The sequence below is a fragment of the Streptomyces sp. M2CJ-2 genome (genome assembly GCF_016757295.1).
Classification (GTDB): domain Bacteria; phylum Actinomycetota; class Actinomycetes; order Streptomycetales; family Streptomycetaceae; genus Streptomyces.
The window spans coordinates 92,759-115,782 of record NZ_JAESIF010000004.1 but is presented as its reverse complement, the minus strand read 5'-3'; the positions used below and the strand labels follow the sequence as shown (position 1 = coordinate 115,782).

General features: G+C 70.5%; 22 protein-coding genes and 5 tRNA genes. 11 read left to right on the top strand and 16 right to left on the bottom strand.

Annotated features, from left to right (window positions below):
- Positions 1-60: 60 nt before the first annotated feature.
- Complete coding sequence (locus JL475_RS06085) at positions 61-1,071, bottom strand: NAD(P)H-dependent glycerol-3-phosphate dehydrogenase (protein WP_202276170.1); 1,011 nt, start codon at positions 1,069-1,071, stop codon at positions 61-63.
- Positions 1,068-1,919, bottom strand: a complete 852-nt coding sequence (locus tag JL475_RS06080) for a 1-acyl-sn-glycerol-3-phosphate acyltransferase (RefSeq protein ID WP_202276168.1) — start codon at positions 1,917-1,919, stop codon at positions 1,068-1,070. The genes JL475_RS06085 and JL475_RS06080 overlap by 4 nt, the downstream gene beginning before the upstream one ends.
- 159 nt (positions 1,920-2,078) lie before the next feature.
- Here JL475_RS06080 and cofC point away from each other — a divergent pair, with 159 nt between their 5' ends.
- On the top strand, positions 2,079-2,717 hold the full coding sequence (cofC, locus tag JL475_RS06075; protein WP_202276166.1) for a 2-phospho-L-lactate guanylyltransferase: 639 nt from the start codon (positions 2,079-2,081) through the stop codon (positions 2,715-2,717).
- 9 nt (positions 2,718-2,726) lie between these two features.
- Complete coding sequence (locus JL475_RS06070; RefSeq protein WP_202276163.1) at positions 2,727-2,930, top strand: hypothetical protein; 204 nt, start codon at positions 2,727-2,729, stop codon at positions 2,928-2,930.
- Between the two features lie 92 nt (positions 2,931-3,022).
- On the opposite strand, the gene JL475_RS06065 is transcribed toward JL475_RS06070, so the two are convergent.
- From JL475_RS06065 to leuC, 4 genes are all read right to left on the bottom strand, one after another.
- A complete protein-coding gene (locus tag JL475_RS06065; protein ID WP_202276161.1) occupies positions 3,023-3,646 on the bottom strand; it encodes an HU family DNA-binding protein in 624 nt (207 codons plus the stop codon).
- A 136-nt stretch (positions 3,647-3,782) separates the two neighbouring features.
- Complete coding sequence (locus JL475_RS06060; protein ID WP_202276159.1) at positions 3,783-4,013, bottom strand: hypothetical protein; 231 nt, start codon at positions 4,011-4,013, stop codon at positions 3,783-3,785.
- 265 nt (positions 4,014-4,278) lie between these two features.
- Positions 4,279-4,881: a 3-isopropylmalate dehydratase small subunit gene (gene leuD, locus JL475_RS06055; protein ID WP_202276157.1), complete on the bottom strand. Its 603-nt coding sequence runs from the start codon at positions 4,879-4,881 to the stop codon at positions 4,279-4,281.
- Positions 4,882-4,887: 6 nt separating this feature from the next.
- Positions 4,888-6,315 carry a 3-isopropylmalate dehydratase large subunit gene (gene leuC, locus JL475_RS06050; protein WP_202276155.1) on the bottom strand — a complete coding sequence of 476 codons (1,428 nt, stop codon included), beginning with the start codon at positions 6,313-6,315 and terminating at the stop codon, positions 4,888-4,890.
- 173 nt (positions 6,316-6,488) lie between these two features.
- Here leuC and ndgR point away from each other — a divergent pair, with 173 nt between their 5' ends.
- The gene (gene ndgR, locus JL475_RS06045) at positions 6,489-7,202 is read left to right on the top strand and encodes an IclR family transcriptional regulator NdgR (RefSeq protein ID WP_109381164.1); all 714 of its coding nucleotides are present in this window, start codon (positions 6,489-6,491) and stop codon (positions 7,200-7,202) included.
- Positions 7,203-7,340: 138 nt separating this feature from the next.
- Here ndgR and JL475_RS06040 read toward each other — a convergent pair.
- The 9 genes from JL475_RS06040 to JL475_RS06000 form a co-directional block, all read right to left on the bottom strand.
- Positions 7,341-7,413 (bottom strand) — tRNA-Glu (locus tag JL475_RS06040).
- A 28-nt stretch (positions 7,414-7,441) separates the two neighbouring features.
- Positions 7,442-7,513, bottom strand: a tRNA-Gln gene (locus JL475_RS06035).
- Positions 7,514-7,535: 22 nt separating this feature from the next.
- A tRNA-Glu gene (locus tag JL475_RS06030) sits at positions 7,536-7,608 on the bottom strand.
- A gap of 86 nt (positions 7,609-7,694) precedes the next feature.
- Positions 7,695-7,767, bottom strand: a tRNA-Glu gene (locus JL475_RS06025).
- 40 nt (positions 7,768-7,807) lie between these two features.
- A tRNA-Gln gene (locus JL475_RS06020) sits at positions 7,808-7,879 on the bottom strand.
- Between the two features lie 91 nt (positions 7,880-7,970).
- A complete protein-coding gene (locus JL475_RS06015; protein WP_202276153.1) occupies positions 7,971-8,702 on the bottom strand; it encodes an HAD family hydrolase in 732 nt (243 codons plus the stop codon).
- A gap of 80 nt (positions 8,703-8,782) precedes the next feature.
- Positions 8,783-10,267 (bottom strand): glutamate--tRNA ligase, encoded by a 1,485-nt coding sequence (gene gltX, locus JL475_RS06010; protein ID WP_202276151.1) that lies wholly within the window; start codon positions 10,265-10,267, stop codon positions 8,783-8,785.
- The gene (locus JL475_RS06005; protein ID WP_202276138.1) at positions 10,260-11,045 is read right to left on the bottom strand and encodes a fumarylacetoacetate hydrolase family protein; all 786 of its coding nucleotides are present in this window, start codon (positions 11,043-11,045) and stop codon (positions 10,260-10,262) included. The genes gltX and JL475_RS06005 overlap by 8 nt, the downstream gene beginning before the upstream one ends.
- Before the next feature lie 230 nt (positions 11,046-11,275).
- Positions 11,276-11,464: a hypothetical protein gene (locus JL475_RS06000; protein WP_202276376.1), complete on the bottom strand. Its 189-nt coding sequence runs from the start codon at positions 11,462-11,464 to the stop codon at positions 11,276-11,278.
- A 620-nt stretch (positions 11,465-12,084) separates the two neighbouring features.
- On the opposite strand from JL475_RS06000, the gene JL475_RS05995 reads away from it, so the two are divergent.
- The 8 genes from JL475_RS05995 (at position 12,085) to JL475_RS05960 (ending at position 22,653) form a co-directional block, all read left to right on the top strand.
- The gene (locus JL475_RS05995; protein ID WP_202276136.1) at positions 12,085-15,894 is read left to right on the top strand and encodes a nitrate- and nitrite sensing domain-containing protein; all 3,810 of its coding nucleotides are present in this window, start codon (positions 12,085-12,087) and stop codon (positions 15,892-15,894) included.
- Positions 15,895-15,903: 9 nt separating this feature from the next.
- The gene (locus tag JL475_RS05990; RefSeq protein WP_030216565.1) at positions 15,904-16,317 is read left to right on the top strand and encodes a roadblock/LC7 domain-containing protein; all 414 of its coding nucleotides are present in this window, start codon (positions 15,904-15,906) and stop codon (positions 16,315-16,317) included.
- 111 nt (positions 16,318-16,428) lie between these two features.
- On the top strand, positions 16,429-16,824 hold the full coding sequence (locus tag JL475_RS05985) for a DUF742 domain-containing protein (protein WP_109381170.1): 396 nt from the start codon (positions 16,429-16,431) through the stop codon (positions 16,822-16,824).
- Entirely contained in the window at positions 16,805-17,395 is a 591-nt protein-coding gene (locus tag JL475_RS05980) for an ATP/GTP-binding protein (protein ID WP_202276134.1), read from the top strand. The genes JL475_RS05985 and JL475_RS05980 overlap by 20 nt, the downstream gene beginning before the upstream one ends.
- 374 nt (positions 17,396-17,769) lie before the next feature.
- Positions 17,770-21,000: a nitrate- and nitrite sensing domain-containing protein gene (locus JL475_RS05975; RefSeq protein ID WP_202276131.1), complete on the top strand. Its 3,231-nt coding sequence runs from the start codon at positions 17,770-17,772 to the stop codon at positions 20,998-21,000.
- 10 nt (positions 21,001-21,010) lie between these two features.
- The gene (locus tag JL475_RS05970; protein WP_055493648.1) at positions 21,011-21,424 is read left to right on the top strand and encodes a roadblock/LC7 domain-containing protein; all 414 of its coding nucleotides are present in this window, start codon (positions 21,011-21,013) and stop codon (positions 21,422-21,424) included.
- 94 nt (positions 21,425-21,518) lie between these two features.
- The gene (locus tag JL475_RS05965; protein ID WP_202276129.1) at positions 21,519-22,091 is read left to right on the top strand and encodes a DUF742 domain-containing protein; all 573 of its coding nucleotides are present in this window, start codon (positions 21,519-21,521) and stop codon (positions 22,089-22,091) included.
- On the top strand, positions 22,072-22,653 hold the full coding sequence (locus JL475_RS05960) for an ATP/GTP-binding protein (protein ID WP_109381174.1): 582 nt from the start codon (positions 22,072-22,074) through the stop codon (positions 22,651-22,653). Before JL475_RS05965 ends, JL475_RS05960 begins: the two co-directional genes overlap by 20 nt.
- Before the next feature lie 139 nt (positions 22,654-22,792).
- Here the strand turns inward: JL475_RS05960 and JL475_RS05955 are convergent, their stop codons facing one another.
- Positions 22,793-22,987 carry an acyl-CoA carboxylase subunit epsilon gene (locus JL475_RS05955; protein ID WP_202276127.1) on the bottom strand — a complete coding sequence of 65 codons (195 nt, stop codon included), beginning with the start codon at positions 22,985-22,987 and terminating at the stop codon, positions 22,793-22,795.
- Positions 22,988-23,024: the final 37 nt, after the last annotated feature.

The following is a 23,024-nucleotide window of genomic DNA, read 5'->3' as shown; positions in this document are numbered from 1 at the left end:
AAACGGAGGGTCACCCGCGCCTCCGTCGCAAGGACGCCGCCCGTGGTCGCTCGACGTCGCTCAGCGTCGCTCGGGTTTCGCGCTGCGCGACATCAGCTCCTTGACGGCGACCACCGGGGGCTTGCCCTCGTGCACGATGCCGACGACCGTCTCGGTGAGCGGCATGTCGACGCCGTGCCGGCGGGCCAGGTCCAGCACCGACTCGCAGGACTTGACGCCCTCGGCGGTCTGCTTGGTGACCGCGATGGTCTCCTGCAGGGTCAGCCCCTTGCCGAGGTTGGTGCCGAAGGTGTGGTTGCGCGAGAGCGGTGAGGAGCAGGTGGCCACCAGGTCGCCCAGGCCGGCGAGTCCGGCGAAGGTCAGCGGGTCCGCGCCGAGCGCCGCGCCGAGCCGGGTGGTCTCGGCGAGCCCGCGGGTGATGAGCGAGCCCTTGGCGTTGTCGCCGAGCCCCATGCCGTCCGCGATGCCGACGGCCAGCCCGATCACGTTCTTCACCGCGCCGCCCAGTTCGCAGCCGACGACGTCGGTGTTGGTGTACGGGCGGAAGTACGGAGTGTGGCAGGCGGCCTGGAGCCGCTGGGCCACGGCCTCGTCGGTGCAGGCGACGACTGCGGCGGCCGGCATCCGGGCGGCGATCTCCCGGGCGAGGTTGGGCCCGGTGACCACGGCGATCCGGTCGGCGCCGGCTCCGGCGACGTCCTCGATCACCTCGCTCATCCGCATGGCGGAGCCGAGTTCGACGCCCTTCATCAGCGACACCAGGACCGTGTCCGGGGCGAGCAGCGGTTTCCACCCGGCGAGGTTGCCGCGCAGCGTCTGCGAGGGGACCGCGAGGACGGTGAAGTCGGCGTCGCGGGCGGCCTCGGCGGCGTCGGTGGTGGCCCGCAGGTTCTCCGGGAGTTCCACACCGGGCAGGTAGTCGGGGTTGGTACGGGTGGAGTTGACCGCTTCCACGAGTTCGGGGCGCCGTGCCCACAGCACGACCTCGCATCCCGCGTCGGCGAGCACCATCCCGAAGGCCGTGCCCCACGATCCGGTGCCGAAGACGGCGGCCTTGACCGGTTTGCTCACTTGCCCAGCCCCTCTTCCCGCGCGGCGGCCCGTTCGCCGGGCCTGTGCTCCTCCTGCCGCCGGTCCTCCGGCGATCCGTGCTCAGGCGACCCCTCCCGTCGCCTCGGCCGGGTCTGGGCCCGGGTCTTGCGGCCCTGCTCCGAGCGCTCGCGGCGCGGGTCGTAGGGCACCTCGGGGGCCTTCTCCCCGCGGATCTCCTCCAGCAGACGGGTCACCGCCGCCATGATGACCTCGGTTGCCTCCTTGAGCAGTTCCGGGGTCATCTCCCGGTCGTAGAAGCGGTCCAGGTCCACGGGCGGTCCGGCCAGCACGCGGTGGGTCTTGCGCGGGAAGAAGCTGGGCTTGGTGGCGTACGGCGGCAGCACCTCGTTGGCGCCCCACTGCGCGACCGGGATGACGGGGCACTTGGTCTGCAGGGCCACTCGCGCGGCACCGGTCTTGCCGGTCATGGGCCAGCCGTGCGGATCGCGGGTGAGGGTGCCCTCGGGGTAGAAGGCGACGCACTCACCGCGCTCCACCGCGTCGATCGCGGCCCGGAAGGCGCTGAGCGCGTCCGTGCTTTCCCGGTAGACGGGAATCTGTCCGGTGCCCCGCATCGCGGCCCCGACGAATCCCTTCTTGAAAAGACCGCTCTTCGCCAGGAATCGCGGAACGCGCCCGGTGTTGTACTGGAAGTGCGCATAGGCAAAGGGGTCGATGTGCGAATTGTGGTTCACCGCGGTGATAAAACCGCCCTTGGCCGGAATGTTATCCATTCCGCGCCAGTCCCGCTTGAGCAGAACCACCAGCGGTGGTTTACAGAGAACCGCGGCGAAGCGGTACCAAAAGCCGATTCTGCGGCGCGGCACAGGGACACCTTCCTCTAAGTCCTGGAACCGGGGGGCCAGGCGGGCCGCACAAGTGTCGCCCCGGGCCGCCGGTCTGTCGAGAACACCGTACGCCCCGCCCCCCTGGCCACCGGGTGCCACGGGGGACAATGGCGACGACAAGAGAGGGACGTAACACGCGTGCAGTGGACCCTGGTGGTACCCCTGAAACCACTGGCCGAGGCCAAGAGCAGGCTCGCGGACGCCGCGGACGACACGGTGCGTCCGGGGCTGGCCCTGGCCTTCGCGCAGGACACGGTCGCGGCCGCGCTGGCCTGCCGCGCCGTGCGCGACGTGGTGGTCGTCACGGGCGACGCCCTGGCCGGCCGCGAGCTGGCCGCGCTCGGCGCCCGCATCGTCTCCGACGAACCGGGCGGCGGCCTGAACGCGGCACTCGCGCACGCGGCCGGCGCCGTGCGGGCCTTCCGGGGCGCGGGCCCCGTGGCGGCCCTCAACGCCGATCTCCCGGCGCTGCGCCCGGCCGAATTGGCCCGCGTCCTCGACGGGGCCGCCGTATTCCCGCGCGCATTCCTCTCCGACGCCGCGGCCGTCGGCACCACGTTGCTCTCCGCGGCACCGAACGAGGAATTGCGCCCTTCCTTCGGCCCCGGCTCCCGGGCCCGGCACCGGGCGTTCGGAGCCGTCGAACTCTGCCTCGACGCGGTGGATTCCGTACGGCAGGACGTGGACACGGGCGACGATCTGCGGGCGGCGCTGGCGCTGGGCGTGGGGCCCCGCACGGCGGCCGCCACCGCGCGGTTGCTGATCGCAGGGCAGTAGGCTGCCGGCATGCAGGCGACCGCGTACACCTACGACCCCGAAAGCCGCAGCGGCCAGGTGCTGCTGGACGACGGCACACCGGTGCCCTTCGACGCGCGGGCTTTCGACGCCGGGGGCCTCAGGCTGCTGCGCCCCGGGCAGCGGGTGCGCGTCGAGACCCAGGGCGAGGGCGAGGCCCGGCGGATCACGCTGGTGACGCTCCACACGTTCTGACCCGCCGCGGAGCACGGCGGGGCGCCGGACACACCGCGGGCCGGGCTCCGTGACGGAGTCCGGCCCGGCGCGTGAGTACCTCTCGGCCGCCGTTACTTCTTGCGGGCGGTGGTCTTCTTGGCGGTGGTCTTGCGTGCGGTGGTCTTCTTGGCGGGCGCCTTGGTGGCCGTGACCTTCTTCGCCGGGGCCTTCTTGGCGGCCGCCTTCTTCGCCGCGGCGGTCTTGGCGGCCGGCGCGGCCTGTTTGGTGGTGGTCTTCTTCGCCGGGGCCTTCTTGGCGGCCGCCTTCTTCGCCGTCGTCTTCTTGGCGGCGACCTTCTTCCCGACGGCCGCCTTCGCGGTCTTCTTGGCGGCGGCCTTCTTCACCGTCGCCGAAACCCCGCCGGACAGGCTGCCCTTGGGCGCCTTCTTGACGGCGACCTCACCACCGCGCGGCAGCTTCTTCGAGCCGCTCACCAGGTCCTTGAACCCCTGTCCCGCACGGAAGCGCGGCACCGACGTCTTCTTGACCCGGACCCGCTCGCCGGTCTGGGGGTTGCGGGCGTAGCGGGCCGGACGGTCGACCTTCTCGAACGAACCGAAACCGGTGACGGAGACCCGGTCCCCCGCGACCACGGCGCGGACGATGGCGTCGAGGACCGCGTCGACGGCGTCGGCGGCCTGCTGTCGGCCGCCCATCTTGTCGGCAATCGCTTCTACGAGCTGCGCCTTGTTCACGTCTTCCCCTTCGGAGACATCGCCCGAACGAATCCGTTCAAGCATTTTCGCACGTTAGGCAGATATATACCGCAAATCAAACACGAAACGGGCTTATCACCCTTGTGCCGCAATGAGCTCGGCTGCCTTGACTGATTCAGCGTTCCTCGTCGGGGAATCGACCCTCGTCGAGGTCCGCGATGAACAGTTCCAGCCGCCTTGCCGCGTTGGCGAGATCGTGCTTGGCCGCGGCCGTAATGACCAGCAGCTTCCGGGTCAGCGCCATCCGTACGCCCTCCGGTACTTGCAGTGCGCGCACTTCTGCATGCGCTTCTTTGAGCCGGGCCGCGACCAGCGTGTAGAGCTCGAGTTGGCCGTCGCGTTCCATGCACAGATTGTGCCATCTGGGGCAAGTTGTCGCCTGCGCAGGGGGCAACTGCCGCCTCAGACGGCGGTCCGAGCACACTCGGAGATCACGCGCACGTGACACGTGTACCCCGGCAACCACCTTCATAACGTGGGAAGTTGCAAGGCCTCAAGAGGACGCGCGGGGCCGAACGGGTGCAGACACGGCCGTACCCCCGATCGGCCCGATCGGGGGTACGGAGGGGGGTCGGGGTGGCCGAAAGTCGACCTGCCGCGAGGACTTCGCGTCAGGCGGCCGGGGTCGTGATCGTCTGCGGCTTGTACGACGGGCGCTTCGCCTCGTACGCGGCGATGTCCGCCTCGTTCTGCAGCGTGATGGAGATGTCGTCGAGCCCGTTCAGCAGCCGCCAGCGGGAGTTCTCGTCGAGCTCGAAGGCGGCGGTGATGCCCTCGGCGCGCACCTCGCGGGCCTGGAGGTCGACGGTGATCTCGGTGGTGGGGTCGGCTTCCGTCAGCTCCCACAGCGCGTCCACGGTCTGCTGGTCGAGGACCACGGTGAGCAGGCCGTTCTTCAGCGAGTTGCCGCGGAAGATGTCGGCGAAGCGGGAGGAGATCACGGTTTTGAAGCCGTAGTTCTGCAGGGCCCAGACGGCGTGCTCACGGGAGGAGCCGGTGCCGAAGTCGGGGCCGGCGACCAGCACGGTGGCGCCCTGGCGCTCGGGGCGGTTGAGGACGAACTCGGGGTCCTTGCGCCAGGCCTCGAACAGCCCGTCCTCGAACCCGTCCCGGGTCACCTTCTTGAGCCAGTGGGCGGGGATGATCTGGTCGGTGTCGACGTTGCTGCGGCGCAGCGGGACGGCCCGGCCGGTGTGGGTGGTGAAGGCTTCCATGACTGATCAGACTCCAGCGGGCGCGGGGGTTTCGGCGGCGAGGTCGGCGGGGGAGGCCAGGTGGCCGAGGACCGCGGTGGCGGCGGCGACCTGGGGGGAGACCAGGTGGGTGCGGCCGCCCTTGCCCTGCCGGCCCTCGAAGTTGCGGTTGGAGGTGGAGGCGGAGCGCTCGCCGGGGGCGAGCTGGTCGGGGTTCATGCCCAGGCACATCGAGCAGCCCGCGTGCCGCCACTCGGCACCCGCCTCCTTGAAGACCACGTCCAGGCCCTCGGAGACGGCCTGCAGGCCCACCCGGGCGGAGCCGGGGACGACCAGCATCCGTACGCCGTCGGCGACTTTGCGGCCCTTGACGATGTCGGCGGCGGCGCGCAGGTCCTCGATCCGGCCGTTGGTGCAGGAGCCTACGAAGACGGTGTCCACGCCGATGGAGCGCAGCGGCTGGCCGGCTGTCAACCCCATGTATTCCAGGGCCTTTTCGGCGGCCAGGCGCTCCGAGGCGTCTTCGTACGAGGCGGGGTCGGGCACGGCGGCCGACAGCGGAGCGCCCTGGCCGGGGTTGGTGCCCCAGGTGACGAACGGCGACAGTTCGGCGGCGTCGATGACGACCTCGGCGTCGAACTCGGCGTCCTGGTCGGTGCGCAGCGTCTTCCAGTAGGCCACGGCCGCGTCCCAGTCCTCGCCCTGGGGAGCGTGCGGGCGGCCCTCAAGGTAGGCGAACGTGGTCTCGTCGGGGGCGATCATGCCCGCGCGGGCGCCGGCCTCGATCGACATGTTGCAGATGGTCATCCGGGCTTCCATCGAGAGCTTCTCGATGGCCTCGCCGCGGTACTCCAGGACGTAGCCCTGGCCGCCGCCGGTGCCGATCTTCGCGATGACCGCCAGGATCAGGTCCTTGGCCGTGACGCCGTCGGGCAGTTCGCCCTCGACGGTGATCGCCATGGTCTTGGGGCGGGTCATCGGCAGGGTCTGGGTGGCCAGCACGTGCTCGACCTGGGAGGTGCCGATGCCGAAGGCCAGGCCGCCGAACGCGCCGTGCGTGGAGGTGTGCGAGTCCCCGCAGACCACGGTCATGCCGGGCTGGGTCAGCCCCAGCTGCGGCCCCACCACGTGCACGACGCCCTGCTCCACGTCGCCCAGCGAGTGCAGCCGGACACCGAACTCCGCGCAGTTCGCCCGCAGCGTCTCCAGCTGGACGCGGGAGACCGGGTCGGCGATGGGCTTGTCGATGTCCAGGGTCGGGGTGTTGTGGTCCTCGGTCGCGATGGTCAGATCGAGCCGCCGCACCCCGCGGCCGCTCTTGCGCAGACCGTCGAAGGCCTGCGGGCTGGTCACCTCGTGCAGCAGGTGCAGATCGATGAAGAGGAGGTCGGGCTCGCCCTCGGCGCGCCGGACGACATGGTCGTCCCAGACCTTCTCCGCGAGTGTCCTACCCATCGCTTTCCCCTTTTTTGGTTCGCTCGCCTCCGGGGCGTCCCTCCGGCTCGCTCACCGCTGTTCTCGGGCATCTGTGCCGGCCCCGTGGATTACGGGCCGCGTCCCACCCAGGGTGGCGCGTTCCACCGAAAATTGAACTTGCGTTTCACAGAGTGAGACGCGAGTATCGTTGCATGGACAACAGTAGCGGCGTCGGCGTTCTGGACAAGGCGGCCCTCGTCCTGAGCGCTCTGGAGTCCGGCCCGGCCACCCTCGCGGGGTTGGTCGGTGCGACCGGACTGGCACGACCCACGGCCCACCGCCTGGCCGTGGCACTGGAACACCACCGTCTGGTGGCGCGAGACATGCAGGGCCGGTTCATCCTCGGCCCGCGCATGGCCGAACTGGCCGCGGCGGCGGGCGAGGACCGTCTGCTCGCCACGGCGGGCCCGGTGCTCACCCATCTCCGCGACGTGACCGGCGAGAGCGCCCAGCTCTATCGCCGGCAGGGCGACATGCGCATCTGCGTCGCCGCGGCGGAGCGTTTGTCGGGCCTGCGGGACACGGTCCCGGTGGGTTCCACGCTCACGATGAAGGCCGGCTCCTCCGCGCAGATCCTGATGGCCTGGGAGGAGCCGGAGCGACTGCACCGCGGTCTGCAGGGCGCCCGTTTCACGGCGACGGCCCTGTCGGGTGTCAGGCGCCGCGGCTGGGCGCAGTCGATCGGGGAGCGCGAGCCCGGCGTCGCCTCCGTCTCCGCGCCGGTGCGCGGCCCGTCGAACCGCGTGGTGGCCGCCGTCTCGGTGTCGGGGCCCATCGAGCGCCTGACCCGTCACCCGGGCCGTATGCACGCCCAGGCCGTCATCGACTCCGCGGCCCGCCTCTCCGAGGCGCTGCGCCGCTCCTGACCCCATTCCCGCCCCTCGGGGAGGGCCCGCCTCAACGCCGCGGTGGGCCCTCCCCCGGGCTCGTGTCCGCGCACCTCGGTACGCGGACGTCAAAAGGCCCCCCACCGAGGTGGAGGGCCTTCCTTCTGTCTTCCTGTGTACCCCCGACCGGATTCGAACCGGCGCTACCGCCTTGAGAGGGCGGCGTGCTAGGCCGCTACACAACGGGGGCGTGGACTCTGCGTTTCCGCAGGTCCGAGCTGGTCTACCTGGACTCGAACCAAGACTAACTGAACCAGAATCAGTCGTGCTGCCAATTACACCATAGACCAATGATGGTTTAGACCAGTTCAGTACCCCCGACCGGATTCGAACCGGCGCTACCGCCTTGAGAGGGCGGCGTGCTAGGCCGCTACACAACGGGGGCCCTGGCGATCCTCACCCGGCCGGAGCCGGATGGTTTCACCGTGAGGACAGTGGGCGCTACCCGGCCGCCCTCGCGGGATGGATCTGTACCCCCGACCGGATTCGAACCGGCGCTACTGCCTTGAGAGGGCAGCGTGCTAGGCCGCTACACAACGGGGGCTTCGCGGATGAGATCCGCAAGTGCAGATGAGCTCTGCGAGCTGGCCTACCTGGACTCGAACCAAGACTAACTGAACCAGAATCAGTCGTGCTGCCAATTACACCATAGGCCACTGGAACGCAAGCCCCGGAGGGTCATTGTTCTAGCAGTGCGCTTGAGGTTGGTGGCCTTCCGGCCCGGTCCCCCGCGGCGCAGGAAGAACATTACCCGATGCCGGACCCGGCTCCAAAACGGGTATCCGCGCCGAGGATCGCGGGGAGTTCACCGAGGGAGGCGATCCTGCGCGGCCCGACGGGCGGCTCCAGGGTCGCGTACGCACCGCCCCGGTCGATCCACACCGACAGCAAACCGGCCTCCGCCGCGCCCCGGCCGTCGATCTCCGGGTGGTCGCCCACGTACGCCACCTGGTCGGGAGGCAGTGCCAGGGCCTCGCAGGCCGCCAGGAAGGCGCGGGCCTCGGGTTTGGAAACGCCCAGCTCGGCGGCGCACAGGATGGCCTCGAAGCGGTCGTGGACGCCGAGCACGCGCAGCTTGCGGTCCTGGACGTAGACGCTGGAGTTGGACAGCACCGCGTGCCGGTGGCTGGCGGCGAGCGCGTCGAGGACCGGCAGGACGTCCGGGAACAGCGACCAGGCCGCCTCGTAGTGCACCAGGTAGCGCCGGAACCAGTCGTCGGCCTCGTCGTCGGTCAGCTCGCGCCCCAGGAAGATCCGGGTGCGGTCGCGCCGCTGCGTCTCGAAGTCGACCTCGCCGGCGGCGAACCGGGCCCACTGGAGGTCGGTCACCTCCCGCCACCGCACCAGCGCCTCCTCCACGGAGGCGTACCCGGCCAGCAGCTCCTCGGCCAGCAGGTGCGCCCGCATCCCCTCGCGGTCGGCGGAGGTGTAGTCGAAAAGTGTGTCGTCCACGTCCCAGACGACGGCTCGGATCGCCATGGGACCGACCGTACCCAAGAACGGTGAGGGGCGGCGCCCGGATGCTCCGGGCGCCGCCCCTCACCTGTCGTCGGACCGGATCACCCGGCGAGCTTCGCCAGGGCCGCGTCGATGCGGGTCAGGGTCTGCTCCTTGCCCAGGACCTCGAGGGACTCGAAGAGAGGCAGGCCGACCGTGCGGCCGGTGACAGCGACGCGGACCGGGGCCTGGGCCTTGCCGAGCTTGAGGCCGTGGGCCTCGCCGGCGGCCAGGACGGCCTCCTTCAGGGACTCGGGGGACGTCCAGTCGGCCGCGTCCAGCTTCTCTCGGGCGGTGCGGAGGAGGGCGTCGCTGCCTTCCTTCATGGCCTTGTTCCAGCTCGCCTCGTCGAAGACCGGCTCCGGCAGGAACAGGAAGTCGACGTTGTCGGTGATCTCCGACAGCACCTTCAGGCGGGTCTGCGCGTGCGGGGCGATGGCCTGCCACTTGGCCTCGTCGAAGGCCTCCGGGGCCCAGGGGGCGACGGGCGCCTTCAGCCAGGGGCGGCAGCGCTCGGTGAAGTCCTTCACCTCCAGCAGGCGGATGTGGTCGGCGTTGATCGCCTCGCACTTCTTCAGGTCGAAGCGGGCCGGGTTCGGCTGCACGTCGGCGACGTCGAAGGCGGCGACCATCTCGTCGATGGTGAAGATGTCCTGGTCGGCGGAGAGCGACCAGCCCAGCAGGGAGAGGTAGTTGAGCAGGCCCTCGGGGAGGAAGCCGCGCTCGCGGTAGAGGTTGAGCGAGGCCTGGGGGTCGCGCTTGGAGAGCTTCTTGTTGCCCTCGCCCATCACGTAGGGCAGGTGGCCGAAGGCCGGGGTCTGCTTCGCGATGCCGAGTTCGGTCAGCGCCTTGTACAGGGCGATCTGGCGTGGGGTGGAGGAGAGCAGGTCCTCGCCGCGCAGGACGTGGGTGATCTCCATCAGGGCGTCGTCGACCGGGTTGACCAGCGTGTACAGCGGGGCGCCGTTGGCGCGGACGATGCCGTAGTCCGGGACGTTCTCCGGGGTGAAGGTCAGCTCGCCGCGGACGAGGTCGGTGAAGGTGATCGTCTCGTCGGGCATGCGGAAGCGGACGATCGGCTCGCGGCCCTGGGCCTTGTACTCCTCGACCCGGGCATCGGTGAGGTCGCGGCAGTGGCCGTCGTAGCCGGAGGGCTTGCCGGCGGCGCGGGCGGCCTCGCGGCGGGTGTCCAGCTCCTCCTGGGAGCAGTAGCAGCGGTAGGCGTGGCCGGCCTCGAGGAGCTTGGCGGCGACGTCGGCGTAGATGTCCATGCGCTGCGACTGGCGGTAGGGGGCGTGCGGGCCGCCGATCTCGGGGCCCTCGTCCCAGTCGAAGCCGAGCCAGCGCATCGAGTCGAGGAGCTGGGCGTAGGACTCCTCGGAGTCGCGGGCCGCGTCGGTGTCCTCGATGCGGAAGACCAGCGTGCCCTGGTGGTGCTTGGCGAACGCCCAGTTGAACAGGGCGGTGCGGACCAGGCCCACGTGGGGGTTGCCGGTCGGGGAGGGACAGAAACGGACGCGTACAGGGGATCCGGGTGCGCTAGCCACGCTTGACAACCTTGTTGGTGAGAGTGCCGATGCCTTCGATGGTGACGGCGACCTCGTCGCCGACGTTGAGGGGGCCGACGCCGGCCGGGGTGCCCGTGAGGATCACGTCGCCGGGGAGCAGCGTCATCGCCTCGGAGATGTTGACGATCAGGTCCTCGATGGAGTGGATCATCTCGCCGGTACGGCCGAGCTGGCGCTGTTCGCCGTTGACCGTGAGCTGGACGGTGAGGTCGCCGGCGGCGGCGAGGTCCAGGTCCGTCTCCACCCAGGGGCCGAGCGGGCAGGAGGTGTCGAAGCCCTTGGCCCGCGCCCACTGCTTCTCCCGCCGCTGGACGTCGCGGGCGGTGACGTCGTTGGCGCAGGTGTAGCCGAAGATCACGTCCTTGACCCGGTCGCGCGGGACCTCACGGCACATCCTGCCGATCACCACGGCCAGTTCGGCCTCGTGGTGCACCTCCTGGGAGAAGGAGGGGTACTGGATGTCGTCGCCGGGGCCGATCACCGAGGTGGCGGGCTTGAAGAAGGCGAACGGGGCGTCGGGCACCTCGTTGCCCATCTCCCTCGCGTGTTCGGCGTAGTTGCGGCCGAAGGCCACCACCTTGTTGGGGAGCACCGGGGGCAGCAGCCTGACCTTGCTCACCGGGACCTTGGTGCCGGAGAGTTCGAAGTCCGTGAACGGGATGCCCTTGATGATGTCCAGGACGAGCTCGTCCTGCTGGTCGCCCTCGACCGCGCCGAAGGCGACGTTCCCGTCGATGGAGAATCTGGCGATGCGCACGGGATTCTTGGCCCCTTGACCTTGACTGAGCTGGCTGGAGTCTGACGCTCCAGGCTAACGCGGCAGGGCACGCACGCCCCGCGCATCACAGGCGGCGCCCCCCGGAAGAGGGGGCGCCGCCTGTGATGCGCGGGACCGGCACAGGACCGGCCGGGCCCGTGCGCCCTGAGCGTTTCGGGGCCGGCGCGCGCACTGGTCGGTACTGGTGCAGGGAAAGACTGGGGAAGGTGCTAGTTCGCGGTGGCGGCCGCGACCGGGATCTCCATGAGGACGGTGCGCCTGGGGTTGGCGGTCTGGGCCGGGAGTTCGACGGCGTGCTCCTGGTGGACCGGCGTCTGCAGTTCGGCGGCGCCGTCGAGGTGCGCCAGCGTCGTGCGTCGCGGGTTGGCGATCTTGTGGAACATCGTCGTCGTCTTCACTGTTTACTCGAACCTGTCCTGTTCACGGGGCGTCCGACGGGGTCCGGGGACCGTCCGTCGGACGCGGGTTGTCTGTTTCGCCATCCCTGTAAAGCGTCAGGCTAAACATCTGATTCCCCGCGGACCGTCGCGAGGGGCCACGATCACCGTGTGAGTTTGCTCACGAATCGACAGCCAAATGAGGCAAACCGGACCGGCGCGCCATCCCGCCGAAACGGACATTGACCCCCTGAATGGATTATTCCGCTCCTGATCATCGCGACTGGGACACCCTCGGGACACCCCCGGGACCCCCTCGGATCAGCCCCATTCGACCCCTTTGCGTGAGATCGATTCCTACGCCCGGTCACCCACCCCTCACACGGCGTCACGCAAGTCACGGCATGACCCGCGGGCCTTGTTGGGGCATCCCGCACTGTGCTGGAATTCCCCGGACCGCCGCAGTTATCGATCCGGCGCACAGGGGGCGCACAAACGCGCCATTGTGGCGGTGAGCAAGGGGGAACACACGCCGGTCACTCACGACCACCACGGGGGCGTATTCAGGGCGCCCCTATGACGCCGACACCGTGTCCCGCCGTTCGCGCGGAGGGGCGCCTGGTCCAGAGGTTGCGACGCTAGTGCAGGGACGTTTCAAGAGGGATGGCAGCGCTTCGGCGGAGCCGGAGCAGCACGGCGGGACTGGCCCCAGGGCCGTCGGCTCCTCGCCCCAGCACGCCCAGAACCAGGGCCCGGCCGCGAACGGTGACGGCGGCGAACGACCCGGCCGCCCCGGAGCCTCGCCCGCGGGACCGGCGGGCACGCCCCCCGTTCCGCCGAAGCCCCCGGAGGGCCCCGACGGCCCGGGGCCGCGCATGGCCCTGCGCAACTGGCGCATCTCCACCCGTCTGGTGTCGCTGCTCGCGCTCCCGGTGGTCGCGGCCACCTCACTGGGCGGCCTGCGTATCAGCCAGTCGATGGACGACATCCAGCAGCTCGACAACATGAAGCTGCTGACGGACATCACCCAGGAGGCCACCGAACTGGCCCACGCGCTCCAGGAGGAGCGCGACCAGTCGGCCGGTCCGCTGGCGCACGGCGGCAAGGCCACCGACTTCGGGGTCAAGGGCCACCGCGAGAAGACCGACCGCGCCCGGAAGAACTTCCTCGACAGCTCCGAGGAGATCAACAACGCCAGCCGGGACGGCGACCTCAAGGGCATCCGCGACAACCTGGTCCAGCTCGCCGGCGACCTGGGCGACCTCGAGAAGATCCGCAACACGGCCTACGTGTCGGGGGGCAACTCCACCCAGACCGTCGAGGGGTACCACCGTCTGATCGAGAACCTGATCGACCTCTCCCAGGACATGGCCGAGGCGACCAGCAACCCCGACATGATCCAGCGCACCCGCGCCCTGGCCTCCTTCTCCGCCGCCAAGGAGTACGCGTCGATCCAGCGCGCGGTCCTCGCGGCGGCGCTGCCCGCCGGCAACACCACCTACGGCGACCTCTCCGAGAACGACCGGCTCTACGCCGAGTCGGCGCTGGAGAGCCAGAAGTCCGAGCTGCGCAGCTTCAAGAGCATCTACGGCGAGGACAACGCCACCGAGCTGCTGCTGCCCATCGAGGACGGCAACGCCACCATCAAGGCCACCGACAAGTACGCGGGCCGTGCCCTGGTGTCGGCCGACGGCCTGGGGTCGATGGCCAAGCGGTCCTACCGGGACTGGCTGGACGACAGCTCCACCAAGATCCAGCAGATGAAGAACGTCGAGCACACGCTGCTCGAGGAGATGGAACAGAAGGCCCGTGAGCTGCGCAGCGCCACCGAGCGCGACGCGATCATCTCCGGTGCGCTGATCCTGATCGTGCTCGGTGTGTCGCTGGTCGGCGCCTTCGTCGTGGCCCGCTCCATGATCCGCTCGCTGCGCCGGCTCGAGGACACCGCGACCAAGGTCGCCCAGGAACGCCTGCCCGAGCTGGTCAAGCAGCTGTCCGAGTCCGACCCGCAGGACGTCGACACGTCCGTGGAGTCGGTCGGCGTGCACTCCCGGGACGAGATCGGCCGGGTGGCCGCGGCCTTCGACGACGTGCACCGCGAGGCGGTCCGACTGGCCGCCGAGCAGGCCCTGCTGCGGGGCAACGTCAACGCGATGTTCACCAACCTCTCGCGCCGCTCCCAGGGTCTGATCCAGCGCCAGCTGTCGCTGATCTCCGAACTGGAGTCCCGCGAGGCCGACCCGGACCAGCTGTCCTCGCTGTTCAAGCTGGACCACCTGGCCACGCGCATGCGCCGTAACGGTGAGAACCTGCTCGTCCTCGCCGGTGAGGAGCCCGGCCGACGGTGGACCCGCCCGGTCCCGCTGGTCGACGTGCTCCGTGCCGCCGCGTCCGAGGTGGAGCAGTACGAGCGCATCGAGCTGACCGCCGTGCCGACCACCGAAGTGGCCGGCCGGGTCGTCAACGACCTCGTGCACCTGCTCGCCGAGCTGCTGGAGAACGCGACCTCGTTCTCCTCCCCGCAGACCAAGGTCAAGGTCACCGGTCACGCGCTGCCCGACGGCCGGGTGCTGATCGAGATCCACGACACCGGTATCGGTCTGTCCCCGGAGGACCTGGCGGCGATCAACGAGCGGCTCGCCTCGCCGCCCACCGTGGACGTCTCCGTCTCCCGCCGCATGGGTCTGTTCGTGGTCGGTCGGCTGTCGCAGCGGCACGGCATCCGCATCCAGCTCCGCCCGTCCGACTCCGGTGGTACGACCGCGCTGGTCATGCTGCCCGTCGATGTCGCCCAGGGCGGCAAGAAGCCCCAGGGCAATCCCGGTCAGCCGGGTGTCGGCGGCCCCGCCGCCGCCCAGGCCGCGGCCGGTGCCGCGGCGGCACGGCGGTCCGCCGGTGGCGGTCAGTCCGGCGCAGGCTCCCTCGGTGGCGGTGCGCCCGGTGGTGGCAGGCTCGCCGCCGGCCAGGGTCCGCGGGCCGCGCTGCCCGGACGGGACGGTCAGGGCCGGCCGGGTGCCCCGGGCGGGGCACGTGGCCCGCAGGGTCAGCCGGGCAGGTCTTCGGCGCCGTCGCTGTTCGAGCAGGGTGGTCCTCCCTCCGCCCAGGGCCAGGGCCAGGGCCGTCCGGCTCCCGCGGGCGCGGGTGGCGGCTACGGCGGTCAGGCTCCGGGCGCCCCGCAGGGGCTGCAGTCCCCGGGTCAGGGCGGAGCACAGGGTCAGGGCGGAGCGCAGGGCCAGGACTTGTTCGGCGGCCGGGGTTCCGTGCCGCCGCAGCGGAGCAACGTCAACGCCGAGCGCGGCCGTCGTCCGCAGCTGCCGCCGCGCGGTGGGCCGCGCGCCGAGCTGCCCGGCGGCGACCAGCAGCAGCCGCGGGTGCCCAGCTGGAGCGACGAGAACGCCCAGCCGCCGGTGCCCCGGGCCCCGCTGGACGCCCCGCGCGGCCACGAGGAGCCGGACGTCTCCCGCACGAGCCCCATGCCGCGGTTCGACGACCGCCAGGGTCCCGGCGCGACGGCCGAGATGCCCCGCTTCGACGACCGGCAGAACCACGGCTCGCCCGCCTCCTACGGCGCCCCCGGTGCCGACGCTCCGCAGAACACCGGCCAGTACGCCCGGCCCGACGCGAACAACGCCCAGTTCACCCGCGGCGACGTCTACGGCACGCCCTCGGACCAGTACGGCGGACAGAACCCGTCCGACACCGGCCAGTTCGCCGCTCCGCAGGGCTACGGCAACGGCTCCGCCGACCGGTACCCGGCTCCGGAGCGGAACGGCGGCGCTCCCGCGCGGCACGCCCTCCCGGAGCGCCCGAACCTCGCGGACCCGGCCTCCACCGGCCAGTTCGAGCGTCCCCAGCCGAACGGACCGCGGGGAAGGACGGGCGCCGACTTCGGCGACCGGCGTCCCGCGGCTCCGCAGCAGCCCGCGCCCCAGCGGCCCGGCGACGGCCGCGCGCCGAGCGACGCCTGGGCACTGCCGCCGGCGTCCGGCCCCGGTGACGGGCGCACCCCCCTCTACGACACCCTGGAGACCAACTGGTTCCACGGTGCCCGGGAACAGGAGCAGGGCAATCCCCCGGCTCCGGCCCAGCAGCCGCAACAGCAGCAGCCGTCGCAGCAGCAGCCGCAGGGGCCCACCGGCCCGCAGCGGGCCGTCACCTCCACCTGGCGCAGCTCGCCCAACGACGAGCTGGTCCGGCAGGCCGAACGCGTCCGGCAGCCGGCCGCGGGCGGCGTCACCACCTCCGGCCTTCCGCGCCGGGTGCCCAAGGCGAACCTCGTCCCGGGCACGGCTCAGGAGCAGACCCACCAGAGTGGTCCGCAGGTCTCACGCGCGCCCGACGACGTGCGTGGACGGCTGACCAACCTCCGTCGGGGTATCGCACAGGGTCGTCAGGCCGGGTCCACCCAGACCGGTAGCTTCTCTCGACCCACTCACCAGCAGGAGCGTTAGTTGAGCCCGATGAGCCAGGCGGCACAGAACCTCAACTGGTTGATCACCAACTTCGTGGACAACACCCCCGGGGTGTCCCACACCGTCGTCGTGTCCGCCGACGGCCTCCTCCTGGCGCTCTCCGAGGGCTTCCCGCGCGATCGCGCGGACCAGCTCGCGGCCGTGGCCTCGGGACTGACCTCCCTGACGGCCGGCGCCTCCCGCATCTTCGAAGGTGGCAGCGTCGCACAGACGGTCGTCGAGATGGAGCGGGGTTTCCTCTTCCTCATGTCCGTCTCGGACGGCTCGTCACTGGCCGTCCTCGCGCACCCCGAGTGCGACATCGGCCTCGTCGGCTACGAGATGGCGCTCCTGGTCGACCGTGCGGGGGCGGTCCTCACCCCGGACCTGCGCGCCGAACTACAGGGAAGTCTGCTCCACTGACCGGCCCCGACACCACCCGTCTCACCAAATCACCGTCCGGCCGCCACAATCCCCCCACCGGCCTCGTCAGACGGCTTGACTGACCGACTTGCTGTCCCGTCCGGAGGACCCATGACCCCGCCCACCGCCTCTCATGATCCGTACGCGGAGCCGTACGAGGACGAGGGCGACCAGCCACTGGTACGTCCGTATGCGATGACCGGTGGCCGGACCAGGCCCCGCTATCAGCTGGCCATCGAGGCACTGATCAGTACGACGGCCGACCCGGCAGCGCTCATGGGGCTCCTCCCGGAGCACCAGCGCATCTGCCATCTGTGCCGTGAGGTGAAGTCGGTCGCCGAGGTCTCGGCGCTTCTGAACATGCCGCTGGGCGTTGCCCGGATCCTGGTGGCGGACCTCGCGGAGGCGGGTCTCGTCGCCGTTCACCAGCCGGGCGGCGACGAGAACACCGGCGCACCGGACGTGACACTGCTCGAAAGGGTGCTCAGTGGACTTCGCAACCTCTAGCGGCGAGGCGGTCGCCGAAAGCCGTGCCACCACTTCCGCCAAGATCGTCGTGGCGGGCGGTTTCGGCGTGGGCAAGACCACGTTCGTCGGCGCCGTCTCGGAGATCAACCCCCTGCGTACAGAGGCCGTCATGACGTCCGCTTCGGCGGGCATCGACGACCTGACCCACACCGGGGGCAAGACCACCACCACGGTGGCCATGGACTTCGGCCGTATCACCCTGGACCAGGACCTGATCCTGTACCTCTTCGGTACACCCGGCCAGGACCGCTTCTGGTTCATGTGGGACGACCTGGTCCGCGGCGCCATCGGCGCGGTCGTGCTGGTGGACACCCGTCGACTGGCCGACTGCTTCCCCGCGGTCGACTACTTCGAGAACAGCGGTCTGCCGTTCGTGGTCGCCCTCAACGGCTTCGACGGACAGCAGCCGTACCAGCCGGAGGAAGTCCGCGAAGCGCTGCAGATCGGGCCCGACACTCCGATCATCACCACCGACGCCCGGCACCGCTCGGACGCCAAGAGCGCGCTGATCACCCTGGTCGAGCACGCGCTGATGGCGCGTCTCCGATAGCCAATGCCATAGCTGCATACGGCAGTTGCTGTAGACGTGCCGGCGCCGGCCGTGTCCAAGGACACAGCCGGCGCCGGCGTTCATAACGTTTCGGCAGAGGAATCGAGCCATGCCGACACTCGACGCGTTCGGACAGTTCCCCTATGCGCACGAAGGCCCCGCCTTTTGGCGGGGCTCGCTCCGTTTGACCGTTTTATCTGCGGTTCACATCACCCCGGAACCTCTCCGTCCGCTGTTTGGAAGAGCACTGGTCGGCATGCTGGAATGCCTGAACTGCCCATTGGTCAAAGACGTACTCAGTAGTCGTTGGCATGCCGGGCTCTGAGACACTGCGGCACAACGTTGGTGCCGACCGCCGAGAGGTTGTTGGTCGAGTGAGGCGAAGCACGAGCAGTCCCGAGCCATCGGCCCGGGGCAACTTCACCCCGCCGCCGCGCGCAGCGGCGCCCACCCCCGTGCACGACGCGGAACCGACGGCCCCGCCCGCTCCGAGCAGCGGTCGCTTCTCCCCGCGCAACTGGCGGGTGGCGACCAGGCTGAACGCGATCCTGCTCGTGCCGGTGCTGGTCGGTCTGGTCATGGGCGGCTTTCAGGTGAAGGGCTCGATCGACACCTGGCAGGAGGCCGAGGACGCGGAGAACACCGCGCGTCTGGTGCAGGCCTCCCTCACCTACGCCAACGCCCTCTTTCTGGAGCGGGATCTCACCGCGGCCCCGCTGCTGCAGGGCAAGGGCGAGGACGACCCGGTCGTCGTCAAGGCCCGTGCCGCCACGGACGAGGCGGCCGACGACTTCGACGTGGCGGCCCAGTCCATGCCGGACAAACCGGGCCTGCAGCGTCGGCTGGAGCTGCTGCGCGAGGTCGAGCCCAAGCTGACGCCGCTGCGCGAGGCCGCGTACACCTCCAAGCTCAAGGGCGTGGAGACCGAGGAGGGCTATCTCGAGGTCGCCCACCCCCTGACGCAGTTCGTCAACGAACTCGGCCTGGGCACCGGCAACATCACCAGCTACGGCCGTACGGTCTACGCGATCTCCCTGACCAAGTCGGCGGTGTCGCTGCAGCGGTCCATCGGTACGCACCTGCTGGTGAAGCCCGGTCCCACCGACAGCCAGCTCGCCAGCCAGCGCGTCGCGCTCTCCTCCTACGCCTACCTCGAGGGCATCGCCGTCCGGGAGTACATCGGCGGTGGCACCGCGGCCGACGCGGCCAAGCTGGACCAGCTCGAGCAGGAGATCAAGGCCGACGGGGCGGAGCAGGCCAAGGAGGCGGCGGCCCAGGATCCGGACTACGTCCCGCCGCCCTCCGACCCGCGCACGATGGTCTCCGAGGTCGCACGCCTCGACTCCACCGACCCGGCCGCCCGCGCCGAGATAGCCGGCCGCGGCATCACCGCCGAGAACTGGTGGGCGGTCAACACCCTCAAGTTCGACGGGTACCGCCAGATCGAGTCGGACCTCGCCGACGCCGCGGTGGACGAGGCGGCCACCATCGCCGGCGACGCGCAGCGCGACACCTTCGTCACCGGCAGCATCGTCGTGGTCGCCCTGCTCGCCGCGTTCATCCTGGCCGGCATGGTGGCCCGCCAGATGAGCCGCTCCATGCGCAAGCTGCGCCACGCCGCCTTCGGTATCGCCGAGCAGCGGCTGCCGACGCTGGTCGACCAGCTCTCCCGTACCGACCCCGGCCGGGTCGACACCAGGGTCGCCCCGATCCCGATCACCTCCACGGACGAGATCGGTGAGGTCGCCCGCGCCTTCGACCAGGTCCACCGTGAGGCCGTACGGCTCGCCTCCGAGCAGGCACTGCTGCGGGGCAACATCAACGCGATCTTCACCAACCTCTCGCGCCGCAACCAGTCGCTGATCGAGGGTCAGCTGTCCCTGCTCACCGGCCTGGAGAACAACGAGGCCGACCCGGACCAGCTGGAGAACCTCTTCAAGCTGGACCACCTGGCCACCCGTATGCGCCGCAACGGCGAGAACCTCCTCGTCCTCGCCGGCGAGGAGCCCGGCCGCCGCTGGGACCAGCCGGTGCCGCTGGTCGACGTGATCCGCGCCGCCTCCTCCGAGGTGGAGCAGTACGAGCGTGTCGAGCTGTCCGGCGTCCCCGAGGCCGAGATCCACGGCCGTGCGGTGACCGACCTCGTGCACCTGCTGGCCGAGCTCCTGGAGAACGCCACCACGTTCTCCTCCCCGCAGACCAAGGTCCGTGTCACCGCGACCCGTCTCCCCGACGGCCGCGTGATGATCGAGATCCACGACAAGGGCATCGGCCTGACCGCCGAGGACTTCGCGGACATCAACCACAAGCTGGCCAACCCGCCGACCGTGGACGCCGCGATCTCGCAGCGCATGGGTCTGTTCGTGGTCGGCCGGCTGTCCGACCGGCACGGCATCCGCGTCCAGCTGCGCCCCTCGGGCGAGCAGGCCGGTACGACCTCGCTGGTCATGCTGCCGGACGCGATCACCCGCGGTGGTGGCGGCGAGGCGCAGGCCGGACCCGACGAGTTCACCGTCTCCCAGATCATCCCGCAGCAGAACTACCCGGGCGAGGACTTCAGCCAGCAGCAGCCGATGCGCACCGCGGCGGAACTCGGCTTCGACGACAGCCGCTACGAGGTCCCGGACGACATCCGCGGCCTGGACCCGATCGGCCGTTCCCGGATGCGCGAGGAGCGGCGGGCGGCCCTGGACCCGCAGAGCCCGCAGCCCGCGCTGTCCGGATCGGAGCAGCCCAGCACCGACGAGTTCGCCGCCCCGCAGGGCTACGACAACGGCCAGGGGTACGACGGCGGTCCGGCCGGTTACCCGGATCAGCCGCAGCCCGCCGGATACGACCAGCAGGCGTACGGCGACGGGCAGCAGTCCGCGTACGAGGGACAGCAGCAGCCGGCGTACGACGAGTCGTACTATCAGCCGAACGACCGGCTGCCGCAGGGCGACGGCTTCTCGTCGAACGGCGGCTACCCGGACCCCTCCTACGCCCAGCCGGCCCAGGACGACTGGCCGCAGCAGGACGGTTACCAGAACGGCTACCCGGCGCAGTACCCCGCGATCGCCCCGGAACCGGAGCCCGCCCCGGCCGCTGACGCGAGCGCGCAGGACAGCGTAGGCTTCGGTCGTCCGGGACCGACCCCCTCCGCCCCCCACGAGCTCACTGACGCCGGACTCCCGCGCCGCGGGTCCACCGCCGGCGGCACCGGCGGCACCGGCGGAGCGCGGCGGGCGAACCAGGAGTCGACGGTCCCGGCACCGGCTTCCGCTGCGGCACCGGCCCCGGCTCCGCAGGGCGACGGCGACAACTGGCGTTCGGCGAACGACGAGCGCTGGCAGCAGGCGTCCTCACTGCGGAAGCCCAAGGCGGGCGGGGTGACCTCATCCGGTCTGCCGCGGCGGGTACCCAAGGCCAACCTGGTCGAGGGCGCCGCCGAGACAACCCCTCAGGGAGGCCCCCAGGTCTCCCGCGCCCCGGAAGACGTCCGGGGCAGGCTGAGCAACCTGCGGCGCGGCGTCCAACGAGGCCGCAACGCAGGCAGTGAAACGAACGGCCAGGCCACCGGGAATCACCGTAGTGGTCCTGACAGCACCTACAACCAGGAGCGTTAGTGTGAGCCCGATGAGCCAGGCGGCACAGAACCTGAACTGGTTGATCACCAACTTCGTGGACAACACCCCGGGGGTGTCCCACACGGTGGTGGTCTCCGCCGACGGCCTCCTTCTGGCGATGTCCGAAGGATTCCCCCGCGACCGCGCGGACCAGCTCGCGGCCGTGGCCTCCGGGCTGACGTCGCTGACGGCAGGCGCCTCCCGGATCTTCGAGGGTGGCAGCGTGAACCAGACGGTTGTGGAGATGGAACGGGGATTCCTGTTCATCATGTCCATCTCCGACGGTTCTTCCCTCGCGGTTCTCGCACATCCCGATGCGGACATCGGTCTCATCGGGTACGAGATGGCCCTTCTGGTCGACCGAGCCGGTACGGTCCTGACCCCGGACCTTCGTGCGGAGCTTCAAGGGAGTCTGCTCAACTGACGAACGGACGGTGCGGTTCGGCGTCCCGTGGCCGTAAGGTTTCGGGACGCGGCTACCACATGATGGGTGCCAGGCACAGTCGGAGGAGGAGAAAGTGGTAACACCACCGGACGGATCGTCTTCGGGCAACTGGTCGTACGACCCTGCGCAGGGTCACAACGACGGTTCCCAGAACCGGTACGGCTACCCCTCCCCACCGGACCACCGGCAGCCGTACGCGCCGCAGGGCCCCGGCCCTGCCCCGTACGACCAGCCGCACGCGCCGCGCGTCCAGCCCGTGCAGCCGCAGCGCCGTACCCCCGAGCCGACGCCCGCCGGGGCGTCGAACAATCCCCTGGTGCGCCCGTACGCGATGACGGGCGGCCGCACCAGGCCGCGGTACCAGCTCGCCATCGAGGCGCTGGTGCACACCACCGCGCAGCCGCACCAGATGCAGGGCCAGTTGCCCGAGCATCAGCGGATCTGCCACCTCTGCCGGGAGATCAAGTCGGTGGCCGAGATCTCGGCCCTGCTGACCATCCCTCTCGGTGTGGCCAGGATTCTCGTCGCCGACTTGGCGGAGGCAGGACTGGTCGCCATCCATCAGCCCGGCGGCGACGAGAGCGCCGGCGGCCAGCCAGACGTGACACTGCTCGAAAGGGTGCTCAGTGGACTTCGCAAGCTCTAGCGGCGGTCCTTCCCGCTCCACCACTTCCGCGAAGATCGTGGTGGCGGGCGGTTTCGGCGTGGGCAAGACCACGTTCGTCGGCGCTGTCTCGGAGATCAATCCCCTGCGCACCGAGGCCGTCATGACGTCTGCTTCGGCGGGCATCGACGACCTGACCCACACCGGGGACAAGACCACCACCACGGTGGCCATGGACTTCGGCCGTATCACCCTGGACCAGGACCTGATCCTGTACCTCTTCGGTACACCCGGCCAGGACCGCTTCTGGTTCATGTGGGACGACCTGGTCCGCGGCGCCATCGGCGCGATCGTTCTCGTCGACACGCGGAGGCTCGCCGACTGCTTCCCCGCGGTCGACTACTTCGAGAACAGCGGCCTGCCGTTCGTCATCGCGCTGAACGGCTTCGACGGCAACCAGCCGTACAACCCGGACGAGGTGCGGGAGGCGCTGCAGATCGGGCCCGACGCCCCGATCATCACCACCGACGCCCGGCACCGCTCGGACGCCAAGAGCGCGCTGATCACCCTGGTCGAGCACGCGCTGATGGCGCGGCTGCGGTAGCGCTCCACGCCGGGTTGCGCACTGCCCCCTGCGGCCGCCGGGCCGCCGGGGGCTGTTGTGTGCCGGGCGCGGGTGTCTCCCGACGGTGCCATGAGAAGAGGCCCCTCCTTCTGCAGGAGGGGCCTCTTCTCGTCCGAGGTCAGCGCCAGCTGTGCGGGGCGCGGAAACCCGGCTCGCGTTCGAGGCGGCGCCAGCCGGCCTTGGCGCGGCCGCGGTGGGCCCGGATGTCGGAGGTGGGGCGGGTGGCCGCACGGGCCAGGAGGATCGCCGTGATGGCGGCGACTTCCTCGGGCTCCGCGTGGCCCTTCTCGACACGGATGTCAGGTGTGCTCATGGCTGTCAGTCTCCCTGGGAGAGAGGTCCGCGGGGTT